This window comes from Pasteurella pantherarum, from assembly GCF_049670885.1.
GTDB lineage: Bacteria > Pseudomonadota > Gammaproteobacteria > Enterobacterales > Pasteurellaceae > Pasteurella.
Map to the genome: position 1 here is coordinate 198,129 of NZ_CP187173.1, position 16,146 is coordinate 214,274.

Below are 16,146 nucleotides of genomic sequence, written 5' to 3' on the forward strand. Positions count from 1 at the left end.
TACCTCAAATTCATCAATAAAAAAGCCACTCATAAAAGTGGCTATTTAACTATTTCAATGCATTTTTTAAGTTATTTACCGCCTTATCTAACTCATCGAGTGCATCAATTTGTTGCTCAATTAATCGGTCAACTTTTCCCTTCGCTTGGCAAACTTGAAGAATTAATGGATTAAGCGTTTTACGAATATGATCTCCACTTGCCAATTCTTTTTCCTTTACCTCTGATAGCTTCAGAAGTTCTTGTGCCATCGCCTCAAGCTCTTCTGGTGTTTTTTCCGTGATTGTTTTTTCTGTCTTTTTAGTCATTTCAAAATTTTCCTTTTTTACCTTTTCTTTACACTCTTTAACTACTGAGCATTTAAATAAACACACTTTTGCTAGTCGCCGTTCAATTTTTATCAACCCTTCTTGTTCAAGATAAATCACAATCTTTTCCATTGAGGAAACATCAATCCTACTTAACTGAGGTCGTTTATTAATAAAATCTTGCATTGATTGAGGTCTATCTTGACTTCGTAGGAACTCTAAAAAAGAATTTTTCCAACGTGCTTGTGTGGACGTTAGCTTTATTTCCATCTTATTTTCCAAATAAAAAAGCCACCGTGGTGGTGGCTATTGTTCTGTGTCTGTTTGTGGTTCGTCTTGATTTTTCACATACCCGCAAAGGTCTAGTCTTTTCTGATACAAGACTAACTCCTCCTTCCCTTCATCATCCAGCTCGCCACTTCTTAATTGCTTCCAAAGTGTTTGGATGTAGTCATATTCCCCCTCGCACATTGGCTGAGGAATATCGGGGTATCTGAACCACCCTTTTTGAAAGTTACCTATTCCAAACAATGAGCCGTCATCGCATAACGCAATCGTCTCACCTCCATCCTCTGTGTTAGAAATAGCTACCTGAATAATCTTTCTCATGTTCTACCTCTACCACCACATTTTGGACAATCTCCAATTTCTGCTAGCGTAAAAGGCACTCTGGTTTTCCCAGTGCCATTACAAAAATTGCAAATTGGGAGCATTAAAAATTCTCTTAATGCTAACTCCCGTTCTTGCTCAATTCGTCTTTTCATCTTGTTTTCTTCATCTATATAACAAGGTGAATAAGAGTAGCTTTTTAGCTCATTGATCATTTCAAAAGTTGTAGCTAGATCTTCAGCAATTTCATCAAGTTTCCCCTTATGATCGACTCCATAATTCTCTAAAATTGCCTCTAGATCTTCTTTTATATCTTCTTTTAGAGTTGACATAACTCACTCCTAGAACGGAATATTATCATCTTCAAAACTATCAGCCTGTTGTACTGGCTTTCCACTTTTCGCATTTGCATAAGCGTTGTTTTGTGGTGCTTGTGCTTGCTGTTGCGAATCTTGGCGACTATCCAACATCTGCAACACGTCACCTTGGATTTCAGTAGTGTAGCGATCTTGCCCGTTTTGGTCTTGCCATTTACGGGTTTTTAAACGCCCTTCCACATAGACTTTTGAGCCTTTTTTCAGGTATTGACCGCAAATTTCTGCTTGGCGACGATAAAATACGATGCGGTGCCATTCTGTGACTTCTCGGCGTTCGTTTGTGTTTTTGTCAATCCAGCTTTCACTGGTTGCTACACTGATATTTGCTACTTGTTCGCCGTTTGGCATGGTGCGGATTTCAGGATCGTTTCCTAAATTTCCGACGATAATTACTTTATTTACGCCAGCCATTGCTTACCCCTTAAGTGCTTTTAATGATGTCAAAAACTGTGGAATATACTCATCAAACGCTTTCATTAGTTTCTCATCTCGTGTCGCTGTGTATAAGTAAAGCACTTGTTTCTTATATTCAGGACAATAACTGACAAAATCCCAAGACTTATAACCTGTAACCCACATTGCGGCTTGAACCTGAATAATATATTCACTTGGCACGCCACCACTAAGAATATATTTGATGTGTGTTTTCATCTTCGGACACTTGATTTCTAAGCCTTTTTGGTGGCTCAAAATTAAGCCGTCAGGACTAACCATGAGTTCCTTTTTCTCATTGAGATAAACGCCACCGACTTGAGTTACATCATTACCCGTTTCAAATTCATAAGCCATGCGTGCAAGTGGCTCAAGCTCATTTCCTCTTTCCATGTATTGAGATTTAAACCCCTCGGTCACTCCCTCAATACTTTCCGCAACAAGCTCGGCAAGATAGGAAACCCAACCGCTAGACTTTTGACCGCTTGAATTTACTATATTTTTAATACCTGTTGCGGTAGGAATGCCTAGCCTTGCGACTAGCCACTCCTCTGTACCTTGCTCACAGTCGAGCGTGATTAAATTGTCAATCATAGTGGAATATTTTCACCTTGTTCTTTTGCAGACTCTTGTTGCGACTGCTTATCTAAACGACGATTTAATATAGAAATTGCATCATCTGCTTGAGTCTGGGTCATTTCATTAATCTGAGCTACACCATAATTCGCAAGAAGTTTCTCTTTTGATGTTCCCGTTAAAGAAATAAGCGTTTCAAGTGTTTGAACATTATCTTCCGTAATGAGTGGAATTTTTGTTGCTGTTGTATCGATAACTTTATTTTTTGGCGTCACGTCAATTGGCTCGTTCACAATACGCTCTGCTTCATCTTGGTCATAAATACCAGTAAAGCCAAAAGCCAGCCTTGCACATTGAATCATCGCTTTATGTCGCAGCATTCGTTTTGGATGAGATTTCCAAGGCTGTGTGTTGCGTTGACATTCACCCAAGTATTCAGTAACTACAATTGGGCGAGTGCGATCTTTGCGGTAAATAGTACAAGTACAGCTATTATCTTCTCCAAACACAAACTCAATACCGTCAAATTGCGGATGCTCGTTCATAATTCGAGACCAGCCATCAACCCCAACAATTGGTACAATTCCGCCATTATTTGAAAATGCGTAAATTTCATTAGTCCACGGATTTAATCCATGTTGATTTGCGACAACTAAAAGTGCAGTCATCTGCTCTGGTGTGACGTTTTGCCCACGAAAAGCAGTTGCCATTAAAGTTTGTGGAAGATTTTCACTAGAACCCATTTCAAAGCGTTCTGCTAATTTATTCGTTAGATTTTGTAATGCTGTTGCCATCTCTCTTTCCTACTTGATTTTTGTTAGTTGAACTTGATCGCCATATTTCGCTTTAATTTCTCTTGCGAAAGCGACCGCTTCACTCATGGTGCCAGTAAAAGGAATCTTTATTAAAAAATCAAAAACATGCTCTTTTACACCGGTGGATTCTTGCGTTTCTTCTGCCACACTTTCCACATTTTCTTTTTCTACCTGTTTTTCTTGTGCTTGGTTTGATTCAATTTCAGCTTGAGCTTGGGCTTGGGCTTCTTCTCTTGCTTTAGCTTCTGCTTTGGCTTTTAATTCGGCCTCTCGCTTTTCTTCCTCTGCGATACGCTCTGAAATGATCGGCTCTAAATCTTGTTCGCCACCAATAAGAGATTGCCAATCCTTGAATAAATATTCGTAATTGATTGGAATCATTTTTCTACGTTCAGAAATGCGAACACCCTCCGCTGAAATCTCAGTGATAATTAATGACTTTTCAGCATTGACCGCTTTTTCTAGTGTCGCAATCGTACTTCTACGTTTTGTTGCCTCATCTAAACGAGATTTAATAACACTTCTTGAAAACTTACCACTTAACACAATCGATACATCGTTTTCATAAACGCCCATTGACTGAATAACTTCATCTAGTGCTTTTGATACAATCCCAGATTTAATCTCAACTTCCCGAGCTTTTACTGTTTTATCGAGAAATAGGCGTTTTTGTCTGAATTGTTCCGCAATTTCTTCTGCCTGTGCGATTAATTCTTGAATATCGCCATGTTGTGCATTTTTAATTGCCTCACGTGTGCGATCTTCGACTTCTTTAAGCAGTTTTACCTCTTCTTTCGCTTTCCCAAAGTCTTCGTCTGTTTCAAAAGTGCTTGTGATTGTTGATAAGAATTTCTCAGCTTGTGTTTTGAAATCTTGGATGTTACAAGCTAATACCTTGCTTTCTGTTGATAAAATTAAACCAAATTCCATAATTAACCTCTGTCACCGTTGTGATATTTAATATCCTGTTCTACGAACCGCTCATCATCGTAATCATCAGGATCTACCTCTTGTTCTTCTTTCTGCTCAAACTGTGCGTAGTAGTCATCAGCACTATCGCACTGCCAAGCTGGTAAAAATCTTTTCTTTTTCATTTTGAGAAATCCACCAAGCCTAAATCTCTCAACTTAATTGGGTTGTCGTACATGTACGCTGGCGATTCAGTGAAAGAAAAATTGCTTTTTTTAACGATTGTCCGATCGAACTGTTCACGTTCGATCTTTCTTTTTTCAATCGCTGTTTCGCAAAGGCATGGCGTGGAAAAATTACGTCGCCAACCTGTTTCTTTTTTATTCTTTTCACTATATTCAATAGCAACAAACCCCAAGCCTTTTGAGTGGGGCTCAATTTTGTAAAAGCGGGCATTGTTTTTAATTGCCATCACTGCCCCCCCCCCACATACTCTTTAGCATGAGCTAGCTCATCGCTAGTCATGTTTCTTGGTGTGTCGCCATATTCCTTAATCCACTCTTCTTTTGCCTCACGCTCAAGTTCTGCTAAGCGTTCATCACTGATTTCTTGGCTTAGATAGTGGTCGTGATAATCTGTGGGATTATCAAAACGGCTTACTAGTTTTGATTCGCTGACTGAGATAAAACTAATAGTAAACCCAGCCAAGAACATGATAATTCCCAAAATTAACCATGCTTTTTTCATATCACGCCCCCTAGGTAGTCTTTGGCCGCTTTCTCATACCCCATTGAGTATGAGTCTTTAGTCCATTCTTCCCACATAGCCACAGCTCGCTGTGGATTGGTTGGTTGTTTATCCCCAAAGGATTTGAGCTAATTCGACTTTTTTAGTTAGCTCATTTACCGCTTTTTTAGCGTAAGTGAGAGAACAAGGATGTGCCCTCTCTTCTGGATTGTTCTTTAAAAATAGGTGTTTTTCTTTCGCCTTTTCTAAAGCATTTGAGAAGAACTCAAGGCTTTCTGGCATTGACAAGTCAATCTTGCCAATACGTCTTTCGAAAGATTCCGCTTTTTGCTTAAACCGCTCAGCGTTGTCCATTTCTTCAACTGCTCGATCCATTCGTTTGCCATTTCTTGCGATTAAAGCACGGTGCTTTTTCTCACTGTGATGACCGACTTTAATTTGCTCACCCATTCGAAGAAAATCATGCCCCTCCATTGCTTTTTCGCACCATTGATGGCTTCTTTCATTTGCACTGGATTCTGCTTTTCTATACTTCTCCGCCTTTCTTCTCATTCTTTCTTGAGAATTTAACCCGTCACAACGAGTAAAAGAGTAGAAGAAAAAGCCATCTTGTTCTTTTACAAGATTGTGAATTTCAACCTCTGTCTCTTTTCCGTATTTGTTAGCTACATCGACAATGTCGCCCTTGTTGTATTTTTCAGTGCTTTTTACAACAAAAACTGTTGGGGCAAATTTTGCGTATGTGTTCATACTTTCTTTCTCCAAAAAAAAGCCCTCCGAAGAGGGCAAGTAGGTTTCATATGAGTAAAAAGGCGGTGTTAACGTTCTGTTAAGAGGAATCAATCAATCAAACAAGAATATTGAACGCTAACACCAATCTGGCGACCATGGAGAGACTCGAACTCTCAACCTAGTGCTTAGAAGGCACTTGCTCTTCCTTTTGAGCTACACAGTCAAATAGGGTGACCCTGCATGTTTAAGATTGGTCAAATCATCCGTACATTAAGTTAATGTTCACAGGGTCATAATTCTTTCAATAAAGCACACTTGTCTAACATTCGTCCCGGTTGTACTTCCCAAGATTTCTCTGTAAATGTGCTTTGTTGATAGCTGCTTGGCTTTTTTACCTTGCCCAAGCTACAAGGCTTATGGTCACCACAACACATAAGGAATTGATTTTATTTTGTACTAACTGTATATTTTTAATACCACAACACAAAATAAGGATTAAGTTATGAAGAAATCAACCGCTGACTTTTTAGCTTATGAGTTTGCAAAAGCCCATTATGATAAAGCTGGATTAAACTTTCATGAAAATAACGCAAAAACCATCGGAGATTTTATCGTCGCACTGTCATCTGAATTTCAAGAAAAGCTAGATGATTTTGATAGTGATACTGTAGAACGATTTAAGAATTTATCAAAATAAACGCATCCTTAAGTTCTTTTGTAAGATTTAAAACATCACCTCTATCACATCTTGCGTGATGTAAGACAGTTTCCCAAATTTGCTCTTTAACTTCTTTGGGTAGTTTGTTTTTATTTTCTTCAATTTCAATAACAGTAATTATTGCTTTCATATTTATATCCTCTTATTGGTGGCTTTACACAATGATGATTGATTCAAGAAGATGAATGATTGATCAAAGGTAAAGCCGTAATTCTTTTTAAGAAAGTGCCAGTTAAAAGCGCGGTAACTGGCAACCGCTGGTTTTCTCGCCACTCACTTGTCATTCGTGAGTGTGTAAAACCAAGTCACGGAGCATTTATTTCGTGCGAGCTAACTAGCTAGCCCGTTCTCACCTCAGAAAAATTCGACGATCTGACTAAATCGTTATATCTGCCTTTTGCTAGTTGAGATGACAGACCTCATAGAAAAACATCATAAATAACACTCTAAAATGCTATTTGTGATATTCATCGTCTCTCCGATGTGTCACGCCTTTAGCTAACGTTTGCTGTCTGTCGCTTTCCATTTATTCCTACTGAAAACAGACCAAAAGTGAGGATTCTTTACGCCAAAACTACAAGTCTTGCAATTCATTGCCACAAGTTGATTGTAGAATGCGTTCACGCCTGTGGTTCCGTTGCCAATTCGTCATCACGACGATTTTTCACGTAAGACTAAACGTTTATTAAGCTGACAGGGCTTTCAATCTGTCATTTAAGCGACCGCACTTGATAACCGCCAAGCGTGATTTTTAATCATATTGTTAAAGAGCGTGAGATGTGTATCTCGTTTTGTTGTGGTTAGTTTAAGAAAACTTAAATTTGTTGTCAACAAAAATATTTAAGTTTTCTTAATTACTTTTAAGATTACTTAAATATCAAATAGTTATTTTTTGATTAATTGCTGAATTTGTGAGCCATGTCACAGAAAAAAGGTGTGATTAGTGAATTGAGGGTAAAGAAAAACCGCCAGAGTGGCGGTTTATTGTTATTTTTGAGGGTTTATTTCTTTTATCACTATTCTTTTATGATTAATAGAATTGCCTTTCTGCGTAAAAAATAATGTAATGTTTGCTTTTATTGCCTCTTTTGAAGATATTTCATTGAGATTTATAGTTTGAGGAATTTCAATTGGTATTCGTGTAGTAAACGATCCTTCAACATATCCTTGCCAGCCTTTATAGTCATCTCTATCTAACGCCCTAATATGTAGGGTAATATCATTCATATCAGTAGATTGCTCAATGGCTTTTTCTGGTTCTACTTTTCTAGGGATATCAGCAATGACCTCTGGAGGAATAATTATATTACTATCTGAAGTTTCATTATCCCCAAACTCTATGGATACATCTCCTAATGATGTTTTTGCTGGTTGAGCAAATTCAACCGCATTCTTAGCAAGTGTTTTTTTGTTACTCTTATTTGCTTCTATTGCATTCTTAAATTCTTCTTGAGTAATATTAAGTTGTTTTGCTCCATTAGTAATAACAGTGTTGTAGTTTCCTGTGATGTTAATTGAATTAACAGAATTAGAGCCTAAGCTATAAAACCCATACGCTATCATTCCACCAATAACTAATCCAACTAAAGACGTTCTCACGGGATGTTCCTTACACTGTTTTACTCCCCACTCGTGGGTTTTTTCTAAAAATTTATCTAAATTTTCTTCATCCTTAAAAATTAATTTTATAATAAATTTTTCAAGCAAGGAACCTTTTTCAATCGTTTGAATGTAAAGTTTCGCATCTTGAATTTCCGCACCACTGAGCTTAGAAAATGTCTTTGTTGATTGCTTAACGATTTTCTCTAAAGCTTCTAGTGACTTAACAATATCCCGCACTTGAATTGGTTGCGTTATATTAAATTTAACTTCATCAGATAATTCACAATAATGTAAAATTCCACCCATCTTTATTCTTTCCTTTTCTACAACCTATACATCCCTAATCACAAAGCACAGACCACCAGAAGACTTTGCTTGTCAACGACCACACTACATTTATCTTTTCCTTCTATAAATCCTATGTTCTACCATAGTTCCTATAATTCTTATTTGTTGTTTAAGCGATGAAAGAGTTGGGTAATCTTGATTAAGAGGAACTAATTCAAAATGATGTCTTCCTAATTCATCTATTTCACTAATTGGTCTATACTTCTTAAAAGTTGCTTCATAATCACCATTAATAGCTGCAACAAATTCTCCCGCCACTGGTTCTACATTTGGATCTATTACAACTATATCTCCTTCAAAAAACTCATTTTCCATAGAATCTCCCTTGATTTTTAATGCAAATGAATTTTCAGAAACCTCCATATCTGTTAAAACATACTCATACGCTCCTATACTTTCTTTTAAATCTTCTACTCCAGTCCAAAGCCCTGCTTGAACATAGCTTATTAAAGGAATTTTTGTTGCACCAATATTGGCAGGTATTACATTAGATGGGTTCCCTTCACCTTTTAATAGCCATGTGAAATCACAATCCAAAGCAGTGGCTAGGTCTAGTAGATTCTGTGAATTTGGCTTGGTTGTGTCAGACTCCCATTGAGAAATAGCAACATGAGACACTCCTTTGATAGCGGAGGCTATGCCTTTTTGAGTTAATTTTAATTCTTTTCTTCGTTTTCTTATTCTTTGTCCGATTGTTTCAAGCTTCATAGTAACCCCCCTTTTGTTGTTAAGTTATCTTAACTTTTCTTGACTTAAGTTTTCTTTATATTTATTATTTAAGAGTTCTTAAATTTAAAGTGAGGAAGATAATGTTAAAAACCGATGTTATTAACTACTTTGGAAAGCTTGAAAACGTTGCTAAAGCACTATCTATAAGTGTTTCTGCGATTTCTCAATGGAATGAAGTTATTCCTGAGAAAAACGCATACAAATTACAAGACATAACCAAAGGAAAGTTAAAAGTTAATCGTGAGCTTTATCAAAAACCACAAAACTAACTTACCAAAAGGGGTATGCAATGGCACGCAATGAATTAACAAAATCTGCAATAGAAATTGCAGCCTTAGTGAGAAGAAAGGCAGTAGAAAGAACAGATAAAGAGCTTGCTGAATGTATCGGTATAGATCCAAGCACTTTATGTCGTTTTAAAGCAGAGCATTTAGATAAATTCTGTGCTTATTTAGATGAGCTTGGATTAACAGTGACAGAAAAAGGGCTTAATCAAATAAGTGATGCAGAACTTGAGGCATTAAAGCTTTTTGCAAGTAAAGGTTTGGCTGAATTTGGGCAATAAAAAACACCTCTAGCAGAGGTTCTGGTTAATCTTTTTTGGAAAATTTGTCTAGTACGATGGGGAGCAAGGTAAGGCTCCAGAAGAAGAAAGATACTTTTAGTGAAAAGTAAGCCCACATTGGTTCAACGAGCAAAAAACGAAAACCAAAGTCAATGAGTTCTTCTTTGCTGAATGATCCAAAAGTAGCAAATACAGTAATACACATAATAGCTGGAATATAAGTAGGGTTATCAAAGTCTTTTGCCGTACGGCGATGAATATAGATTAGTAGTAACGGAATACCGTTTACAAACAAACCTGTTATCCAATAAGACAATTCACCCGAATAAAAAATTCTAGGTAAAGCTAGAAAGGCAAAAAAGCAGAAGCCAAAAAATAATTCTCGTAATTTTGAAGAGGGCATAGGGACGATGGATAGACTAAAGAAAGAATTATTTATTCTCGCACAAATCTTGCGAGAAGAACGTGAGTTTCGTCAGATTTTTATTATCGCCATTGTTTTTATGATGGCTTGGTTTATGTGGCAATAAAAAACCACTGTTGGAGCAGTGGCTTCTTAAATCAATCAAAAAATACAGGAGTATTTAATGAGTAAATTACTAGTTATAGAGAATACGAAAATTAAACAGGATAGTCAAGGGCGATACTGTTTAAACGATTTACATCGTGCGAGTGGTGGAAATCCCACACAGGCACCTGCTCAATTTTTTAGAAATAAATCAGTTAATGACTTTGTTCAAACCTTGACCGATATGCAAATTTGCACATCGCCTGTAAACACCATTAGAGGTGGTGTTGAGCAAGGTACTTATGTTTGTCGTGAACTTGTTTTCAAGTATGCAGCTTGGATTAATCCAGAATTTGAGGTGAAAGTGTATCAAGTATTTAACGCTTATACACAAGGTGAGCTTCAAGCAGTCAATCAAATTCCAAAAAGCTTCTCTGAGGCATTGCTTTTAGCGGCTGAATTACAAGCTGAGAAAGAACGCAATGCTCCAAAAGTTGCCTTTGTCGATCACTACGTGGAAGTTGGCACTAGTAAATCACTACGTGAAGTCGCCAAGATTCTAAAAATGCCAGAAAGAGCAATGATAGACCGCCTTATTCAAGATCGCCTTTTATATCGCCAATCAGGTGCGTTATTGCCATATCAAACCTCCCATTCACGTGATTTATTTACCGTGAAAACAGGCACAGCAGAACACGGTCACAATTACACACAAACAAGAGTAACAAGCAAAGGGATTGAATATATTGCGTCACGTTACGCTTCGGAGTTGATGTTATGACTAACAAATTTATTCCAAATTCTTTTCAGGTTCCAAATGCTGTGATTGATGAATTGATGTCACAAATGAGCGGTGCTGAATTGAAATGCTATTTAGCGATTATCCGCAAAACTAAAGGCTGGGGAAAGGAAGAGGATGCTATTTCTATCACGCAATTGATGGAAGTGACAGGGTTAAGCAATCGTGCTGTGATTGATGCATGCAATTCTTTAGCTGAGCAAGGGTTAGTTGAGCAGAAATTGGGTGCAAGAAATACTAAAGTTTTTTCTGTGAACCTGTGCAAAAAGTTCACTAGTGAAGAAAGTTCACTAGTGAAAAAAGTTCATGGCAACCGTGAAAAAAGTTCACTAGTGAAAAAAGTTCATGGCAACCGTGAAAAAAGTTCACTAGTGACTAGTGAAAAAAGTTCACACACAAAAAACAATATTAAAAACACTACTCTAAATACAAATAATATTAATACTGCGAAAACCGAAAATTCAAACGAGTTTGACAATGCATTTGCGATGTTTTGGAAGGTTTACAAAGTCAAAGTAAATAAATCTGGTGCATTGAAAAGCTTCAAGTCTGCTTACAAGAAATTTTCTCAAGAAACGCAATGCACAATTCAGCAATTTACCGAAATGTTGGTTTGTGATGTTCAAAAACGCCTATCACTTGGTCAATTCGGATTCGATAAATTACATCCGACAACATACCTGAACAATGCTCGCTGGGAAGATGACTACACCCAACAAAATATTCATTCACCGAATGGCGCCTATCAAGACGATGGTTCGTGGGCGAAGAACTCTGTAATTATTCAAGATGAAAATGGGAAAGTTAGAGTGGTTGATCGTAATTGCGAGGTGGCACTATGAGAAACGCAAATCAAGTCGCCATTGGTTTAATTGGCTCAGATAAAAACTACAAAGCCCCTCAAGTCGTGAAAGCGGAAGTCACTGCGGAAATGAATAAAACGATTGATTTTTTATTCGCTCGGTTAAAAACCATTTTCCCAGCTTGGAAGTCTGCATTTTCAAACGACGCTGAATACAACGAAGCGAAGAAATACTGGCTCGAAACGCTTATCAACGAACGCATTACAAGCGTTGCACAAATTAGAATCGGCGTTGAGCGTGCTAGAAAATCTGAAAGCCCGTTTTTCCCAAGTGTTGGACAGTTTGTTGCATGGTGCAATGAGGGTATTGGGCAATATCAAGGAATGCCAGACATTGAAGAATTACTTGAAAGAATCAAGGCGTATTCACGCTATCACGGGTTCGATAATCAACACGAATTTCAATTTAAGAATAACGTTGAGCAATATCTCATCTTTGACTTGTATTGCCGCAATAAAGAATTCGGATGGAGTGCGGAAGAATTGAGAAAGCATGCAAAAACATTCTTGAAAGCAACAGCAGACAAGCTAGCACGAGGTGAAGAATTACCGAATTTAACCATGGCATTACCAGGAAAAGCGAGCTTTATCGAACCAGAAGAGCAGAAAAAAATTAATTCCAAAGGTGTGGCAATGGTTAGGGCAATTTTGAAAGGAAGGGTAAATGTTTAACGCAGATAAAAAATATCAAATTATTTATGCAGATCCTCCATGGGGTGACTTACCACGCATTGAATTGTTCGCACGTAACACGACTGATGGTTGGGATGTATGGGGAAATGAGGTCTAGTCATGGAAATTAAAAACCAGTTCTTATTACGCTCAGAACAAGTGCGGTTAAATGCGATTGAATTCATTAAAACGTTACCTTTACCAAAAATCGTAAAAGACAAGAAAGGCAATGAGATAGAAACAAATCCATTAGTGATTGATATTAAGCCAAGAACACGCAATCTAGAACAAAATGCTAAATTCCACGCCATGTGCCAAGACGTTGCAAACCAACTTGAATTCATGGGTAGAAAGTTAACGATGGAGCAATGGAAGGTGCTGTTTATTTCTGGTCATGCGATGGCTACCAATGAAAAAGCAGATGTTGTATCTGGTCTAGAGGGTGAGTTTGTCAATATCCGTGAAAGCTCAGCAAGAATGAGTGTTAAACGCATGGCAAGCTTGATCGAATATGTTACCGCTTACGGTGTAAGCCATGGCGTTAGATTTAACGATAAATATGGATTCAGAGGGAAATAATGTTATCAATTTTTATGAGTCAGTTCGCAATTGTTGCTGTATCACTAGGTCTTCTCTTTGTCGTCTGTTTGATACTTGGAGACTTTCTATGAATACAGAATACAAATGCCCTAAATGTGGTGGTGAGCTTTCTGATTTATGGAATGGTGAGCCAGTAAGTGCTTTTGTGGGCGAATGGAGTGATGATCGCTTTCGCTGTGAGGGCAGAGTTGTCGCAGTGGGAATTATGGGGCCACAACGCACGAAATCTTGTGGGTATTTTGGTTTAGAAGACTTAGGCGTGGAGTATCGAGAAGATGAATGAAGAAAAATTTAAACGTACAAAGCCTAACGTAAAAATGGAGGTAAAGATGAGAAAAACAGCACTAGCACGACTTGTTGAAATGTATGTTTTGGGTCTTAGAGAAGATCGATAAGTTTAAAAAAAGGAGAATAGAGATGAAAAAATCATTTAAATATTTACTGGCTTTGCCGTTCATGGTGTTGGGAACAGTTGCTGTCATTTTGTATTTATTACTAGAGTTATCGGTCGTTTTTATCATTTATGTTATTAGTTTTTTTACTACCACGATCCAATTTATTTTCTTAGGAGATTGGAGATGGGAGGAAATCAAAACCAATATCTTCTCAAAAGCAAGACGTTGATTTAAGCGAAAGGGATTGTTTTTAAATGGCTTTTAAAGAACATAACAATAGAGTGAAAGCGAATAAGTTCGCAGAATACATTACAGGAAAGGTCTTGCGACAATATGTTGCAGATAAGGTTAAGAAATACCTTGGTGAACGATCAGTTTCTGTTTTTGATGGTGCTTGTGGAAGTGGTCAGTTGGAGCAATTTATTGATATCTCAAAATTAGTTGCGGTTGAAGTTCAACAAGAAAGCTGTGAGGCATTGAGAAGTAATTTTCCAAATGCAGTGATTAATAATCAGAGTTTTTTCTTATACCAAAATAATGAGAAGTGCGAATGTGTAGTGATGAACCCTCCATTTTCTATCAAGTTAAAAGATTTAAGCGATGACGAGCAGTCATCCATAAAGGCAGAATTTAATTGGAAAAAATCTGGTGTAGTGGATGATATTTTTACCCTTAAAGGGTTGAATAATTCATCTCGTTGGGGGTTCTTTATTCTTTTTCCAGGTGTCGCATATCGTGGTACAGAAAAACAATTTAGATCGTTAATCGGCAATCAACTTGTGGAATTAAACCGCATTCAAAATGCATTTGAGGATACTCAGATTGATGTGCTTTTCTTGGTTATTGATAAAAACAAGAAAAGTAGCACGACAATTCGTGAATTATATGACTGTAAAGCAAGGGCGGTTCTAGCAAGTGATGAATGGAATATTAATCCTGAGTATTGGGAAAATGTGCAATTGCCTCAAGAGCCAGAAAAGGAAGTTGATTTTAGTCAATTAGAGAAAGAGTGCCAAGAGCAGATTAAGCATAACGTTATTACGGGCGTAAGAGCTAGCAAAGTATTTACAGAGCTTGGAATGCTATCAATATCTGAATTTAATCAGTTTTGTGATGACATTTGTGAATCGGTGCAAGGTGAGAAAATTGAATTACAGGAAGTGGCGTAATGGCTAAAAAACCAAAAGAACACAAATGCAAAGTATGTGGTTGCTACTTTGTAAAAAGCAAATCAACACAGAAAGTCTGTTCTGTTGATTGTGCTGTCAAGCTAAGCAAAGAAGAGGCACGCAGGAAACAAGAGAGGATTCAGAAAAGTGAGAGGTTGGCTATAAAAAAACGCATGACTGCTTTGAAAGAGAAGAATAAAACCTATAACGAATTAATCAAAGAAGCACAGGAAGCGGTTAATAAGTACATCCGCACGAGAGACATAAATAAATGCTGTATTTCATGCGGAAAACCACTTATAGCAGAGAAATTAGGCGGTGGGTTTGATGCAGGTCATTATCGCAGTAGAGGAAGCACACCACATTTAAGATTCTATACGTTAAACATTCATGGACAGTGTAAAAAATGCAATCGTTATCACGGGGGAAATTATCATCAATTTAGAATTGGTTTAATCGAACGATTAGGAATAGAAAAAGTTGAGCAGATAGAAGCAGACCAAAGAACAAGACATTACTCAAAAGATGACTTGAGACGTATTAAAAAAATCTTCAATAAGAAAAGCAGAATGTTGGAAAAGCGTAAGGGGTTTTAAATGAAAGCTATTGAGTTATTGATAAAAATGATTCATCCGAAATGTGTAAGTGTTGAAACAACTAGTCGTGGCTTTGGTTGTCTTGGGCGAGATCAGATTATCTCGTTATTAAGTCGTGCGGAAAAAGAAAGCCCGCTTGGTTATCATCTCCTGTTTTCTAAGTATGCTAGCGATAGTGATTCGAGGAATGCTATCTCAGAATGTATTAATCAGTTATTTCCAAACGCAACGGAAAGCGAAAAAAAAGGCTTAAATTACGTTGTTGATATCATTTCAGATATTCCTTTGCCTACACAGATAAAACACCTAAAATCGCTCAGAAATCGCCACTTACGTTCGCAATTTTCACACGTTAAAGCAGCGGAAAGAGCAAGCAAGATTGCGGAAGAAAATAATCTCGAGAAGAATAGCCTTGAAGCACGTCAGATCCGTATTCGTGAATTTAACGATCTAAGAAAATCTAATATGTGTCCGCGTTGTCGTGGCACTGGTGAGATTGGTAAAGTGCAGAAAACACAATGTCCATCTTGTGAGGGTAAAGGTAGATTAATCGCTAGCATAAGTATGATAAAAACATTAGTTGATTGTGATGAATCTAAACTTGTTGAATTTGAGCAACTTTGCTATCGTGAAATGAGTAATGCTGAAATTGCAATTAAAGAGAGATTGAGAAAGGAGATTGAAGAATGATAATTAAGTATAGCGGAGCCAAACCTTTTGGTCCGCTTGGTTCAGATTCAAAAAAATCAGCACAGGAATGTTTCTTGAAAGAGCGTGAAAATAAAAGGGAGCAATTTCACCTTTTTGAGTTTCATGAGTTCTTGAAAAAGAAAGGAATGAAAGAATTGCCAAGGCATTTCTTTTATAGATTTCCTGAATACAGTGAAATGGAAATGATTGGTCTTGAAGATGGAAAATTGATGTATGGAACAATTATGCCTGGTTTAGAAATGATGTTTAATTTTTTATCCTCAATAAAAGATGAGGAAATGGTTATTGGGGAAATGCGTGCCATGCTTGACAGAATAGCCCGTAAATTAGATTTAATGTTAAAAACCCCTTAAAAAAGGGGTTTATTT

General features: G+C 37.3%; 28 protein-coding genes, 1 tRNA gene and 1 pseudogene. 14 read left to right on the forward strand and 16 right to left on the reverse strand.

Annotated features, from left to right (window positions below):
* Window positions 1-49 precede the first annotated feature (49 nt).
* The 12 genes from ACPEEM_RS00960 to ACPEEM_RS01015 all read right to left on the reverse strand — a co-directional run bounded on the left by ACPEEM_RS00960 (window position 50) and on the right by ACPEEM_RS01015 (window position 5,727).
* Complete coding sequence (locus ACPEEM_RS00960; RefSeq protein ID WP_424407370.1) at window positions 50-577, reverse strand: hypothetical protein; 528 nt, start codon at window positions 575-577, stop codon at window positions 50-52.
* Window positions 578-613: 36 nt separating this feature from the next.
* Entirely contained in the window at window positions 614-916 is a 303-nt protein-coding gene (locus tag ACPEEM_RS00965; RefSeq protein ID WP_424407372.1) for a hypothetical protein, read from the reverse strand.
* Complete coding sequence (locus ACPEEM_RS00970) at window positions 913-1,248, reverse strand: hypothetical protein (RefSeq protein WP_424407374.1); 336 nt, start codon at window positions 1,246-1,248, stop codon at window positions 913-915. Before ACPEEM_RS00970 ends, ACPEEM_RS00965 begins: the two co-directional genes overlap by 4 nt.
* Before the next feature lie 9 nt (window positions 1,249-1,257).
* A complete protein-coding gene (gene ssb / locus ACPEEM_RS00975; protein WP_424407376.1) occupies window positions 1,258-1,704 on the reverse strand; it encodes a single-stranded DNA-binding protein in 447 nt (148 codons plus the stop codon).
* A gap of 3 nt (window positions 1,705-1,707) precedes the next feature.
* A complete protein-coding gene (locus ACPEEM_RS00980) occupies window positions 1,708-2,319 on the reverse strand; it encodes a YqaJ viral recombinase family protein (RefSeq protein WP_424407377.1) in 612 nt (203 codons plus the stop codon).
* Window positions 2,316-3,095: a recombinase RecT gene (locus tag ACPEEM_RS00985; protein WP_424407379.1), complete on the reverse strand. Its 780-nt coding sequence runs from the start codon at window positions 3,093-3,095 to the stop codon at window positions 2,316-2,318. Before ACPEEM_RS00985 ends, ACPEEM_RS00980 begins: the two co-directional genes overlap by 4 nt.
* A gap of 9 nt (window positions 3,096-3,104) precedes the next feature.
* The gene (locus tag ACPEEM_RS00990; RefSeq protein WP_424407381.1) at window positions 3,105-4,046 is read right to left on the reverse strand and encodes a hypothetical protein; all 942 of its coding nucleotides are present in this window, start codon (window positions 4,044-4,046) and stop codon (window positions 3,105-3,107) included.
* A gap of 2 nt (window positions 4,047-4,048) precedes the next feature.
* The gene (locus ACPEEM_RS00995) at window positions 4,049-4,210 is read right to left on the reverse strand and encodes a hypothetical protein (protein ID WP_424407383.1); all 162 of its coding nucleotides are present in this window, start codon (window positions 4,208-4,210) and stop codon (window positions 4,049-4,051) included.
* The gene (locus tag ACPEEM_RS01000; protein ID WP_424407385.1) at window positions 4,207-4,497 is read right to left on the reverse strand and encodes a hypothetical protein; all 291 of its coding nucleotides are present in this window, start codon (window positions 4,495-4,497) and stop codon (window positions 4,207-4,209) included. The genes ACPEEM_RS00995 and ACPEEM_RS01000 overlap by 4 nt, the downstream gene beginning before the upstream one ends.
* Window positions 4,497-4,772 (reverse strand): hypothetical protein, encoded by a 276-nt coding sequence (locus ACPEEM_RS01005; RefSeq protein ID WP_424407387.1) that lies wholly within the window; start codon window positions 4,770-4,772, stop codon window positions 4,497-4,499. The genes ACPEEM_RS01000 and ACPEEM_RS01005 overlap by 1 nt, the downstream gene beginning before the upstream one ends.
* A 108-nt stretch (window positions 4,773-4,880) precedes the next feature.
* The gene (locus tag ACPEEM_RS01010; protein WP_424402737.1) at window positions 4,881-5,522 is read right to left on the reverse strand and encodes a DUF3560 domain-containing protein; all 642 of its coding nucleotides are present in this window, start codon (window positions 5,520-5,522) and stop codon (window positions 4,881-4,883) included.
* Between the two features lie 129 nt (window positions 5,523-5,651).
* Window positions 5,652-5,727: transfer RNA gene (locus ACPEEM_RS01015), tRNA-Arg, on the reverse strand.
* Window positions 5,728-6,006: 279 nt separating this feature from the next.
* Between ACPEEM_RS01015 and ACPEEM_RS01020 the strand changes: the two genes are divergently transcribed.
* Window positions 6,007-6,201: a hypothetical protein gene (locus ACPEEM_RS01020; RefSeq protein ID WP_424402738.1), complete on the forward strand. Its 195-nt coding sequence runs from the start codon at window positions 6,007-6,009 to the stop codon at window positions 6,199-6,201.
* Here ACPEEM_RS01020 and ACPEEM_RS01025 read toward each other — a convergent pair.
* From ACPEEM_RS01025 to ACPEEM_RS01035, 3 genes are all read right to left on the reverse strand, one after another.
* On the reverse strand, window positions 6,182-6,352 hold the full coding sequence (locus ACPEEM_RS01025; RefSeq protein WP_424402739.1) for a hypothetical protein: 171 nt from the start codon (window positions 6,350-6,352) through the stop codon (window positions 6,182-6,184). The genes ACPEEM_RS01020 and ACPEEM_RS01025 overlap by 20 nt on opposite strands.
* 857 nt (window positions 6,353-7,209) lie before the next feature.
* Window positions 7,210-8,130, reverse strand: a complete 921-nt coding sequence (locus tag ACPEEM_RS01030; protein ID WP_424407389.1) for a hypothetical protein — start codon at window positions 8,128-8,130, stop codon at window positions 7,210-7,212.
* 90 nt (window positions 8,131-8,220) lie between these two features.
* Window positions 8,221-8,880 (reverse strand): LexA family protein, encoded by a 660-nt coding sequence (locus tag ACPEEM_RS01035; RefSeq protein ID WP_424407391.1) that lies wholly within the window; start codon window positions 8,878-8,880, stop codon window positions 8,221-8,223.
* Between the two features lie 101 nt (window positions 8,881-8,981).
* Here ACPEEM_RS01035 and ACPEEM_RS01040 point away from each other — a divergent pair, with 101 nt between their 5' ends.
* Both ACPEEM_RS01040 and ACPEEM_RS01045 read left to right on the forward strand, forming a co-directional pair.
* Window positions 8,982-9,170, forward strand: a complete 189-nt coding sequence (locus ACPEEM_RS01040) for a Cro/CI family transcriptional regulator (protein ID WP_424407393.1) — start codon at window positions 8,982-8,984, stop codon at window positions 9,168-9,170.
* Between the two features lie 20 nt (window positions 9,171-9,190).
* Window positions 9,191-9,466 carry a hypothetical protein gene (locus ACPEEM_RS01045; RefSeq protein WP_005756640.1) on the forward strand — a complete coding sequence of 92 codons (276 nt, stop codon included), beginning with the start codon at window positions 9,191-9,193 and terminating at the stop codon, window positions 9,464-9,466.
* A gap of 25 nt (window positions 9,467-9,491) precedes the next feature.
* Here the strand turns inward: ACPEEM_RS01045 and ACPEEM_RS01050 are convergent, their stop codons facing one another.
* Window positions 9,492-9,869 (reverse strand): hypothetical protein, encoded by a 378-nt coding sequence (locus ACPEEM_RS01050; protein WP_424402744.1) that lies wholly within the window; start codon window positions 9,867-9,869, stop codon window positions 9,492-9,494.
* 184 nt (window positions 9,870-10,053) lie between these two features.
* Between ACPEEM_RS01050 and ACPEEM_RS01055 the strand changes: the two genes are divergently transcribed.
* The 11 genes and pseudogenes from ACPEEM_RS01055 to ACPEEM_RS01105 all read left to right on the forward strand — a co-directional run bounded on the left by ACPEEM_RS01055 (window position 10,054) and on the right by ACPEEM_RS01105 (window position 16,131).
* Window positions 10,054-10,755: a phage antirepressor KilAC domain-containing protein gene (locus ACPEEM_RS01055; protein WP_228403123.1), complete on the forward strand. Its 702-nt coding sequence runs from the start codon at window positions 10,054-10,056 to the stop codon at window positions 10,753-10,755.
* Window positions 10,752-11,615, forward strand: a complete 864-nt coding sequence (locus ACPEEM_RS01060; RefSeq protein WP_424407396.1) for a replication protein — start codon at window positions 10,752-10,754, stop codon at window positions 11,613-11,615. The genes ACPEEM_RS01055 and ACPEEM_RS01060 overlap by 4 nt, the downstream gene beginning before the upstream one ends.
* Entirely contained in the window at window positions 11,612-12,307 is a 696-nt protein-coding gene (locus ACPEEM_RS01065) for a replication protein P (protein ID WP_424402747.1), read from the forward strand. Before ACPEEM_RS01060 ends, ACPEEM_RS01065 begins: the two co-directional genes overlap by 4 nt.
* A gap of 43 nt (window positions 12,308-12,350) precedes the next feature.
* Window positions 12,351-12,425: pseudogene (locus ACPEEM_RS01070) on the forward strand (MT-A70 family methyltransferase); the annotation flags it as partial.
* 2 nt (window positions 12,426-12,427) lie between these two features.
* On the forward strand, window positions 12,428-12,886 hold the full coding sequence (locus ACPEEM_RS01075; RefSeq protein WP_424407398.1) for a recombination protein NinB: 459 nt from the start codon (window positions 12,428-12,430) through the stop codon (window positions 12,884-12,886).
* Window positions 12,887-12,974: 88 nt separating this feature from the next.
* Window positions 12,975-13,190: a hypothetical protein gene (locus ACPEEM_RS01080; RefSeq protein ID WP_424407400.1), complete on the forward strand. Its 216-nt coding sequence runs from the start codon at window positions 12,975-12,977 to the stop codon at window positions 13,188-13,190.
* 134 nt (window positions 13,191-13,324) lie between these two features.
* Window positions 13,325-13,531, forward strand: a complete 207-nt coding sequence (locus ACPEEM_RS01085) for a hypothetical protein (RefSeq protein ID WP_424407402.1) — start codon at window positions 13,325-13,327, stop codon at window positions 13,529-13,531.
* A 25-nt stretch (window positions 13,532-13,556) separates the two neighbouring features.
* Complete coding sequence (locus ACPEEM_RS01090) at window positions 13,557-14,471, forward strand: N-6 DNA methylase (protein WP_424407404.1); 915 nt, start codon at window positions 13,557-13,559, stop codon at window positions 14,469-14,471.
* Window positions 14,471-15,067 carry a recombination protein NinG gene (locus ACPEEM_RS01095; protein WP_424407406.1) on the forward strand — a complete coding sequence of 199 codons (597 nt, stop codon included), beginning with the start codon at window positions 14,471-14,473 and terminating at the stop codon, window positions 15,065-15,067. Before ACPEEM_RS01090 ends, ACPEEM_RS01095 begins: the two co-directional genes overlap by 1 nt.
* On the forward strand, window positions 15,068-15,757 hold the full coding sequence (locus ACPEEM_RS01100; RefSeq protein ID WP_424407408.1) for a hypothetical protein: 690 nt from the start codon (window positions 15,068-15,070) through the stop codon (window positions 15,755-15,757).
* Window positions 15,754-16,131 carry a hypothetical protein gene (locus ACPEEM_RS01105; protein WP_424407410.1) on the forward strand — a complete coding sequence of 126 codons (378 nt, stop codon included), beginning with the start codon at window positions 15,754-15,756 and terminating at the stop codon, window positions 16,129-16,131. The genes ACPEEM_RS01100 and ACPEEM_RS01105 overlap by 4 nt, the downstream gene beginning before the upstream one ends.
* Window positions 16,132-16,146: the final 15 nt, after the last annotated feature.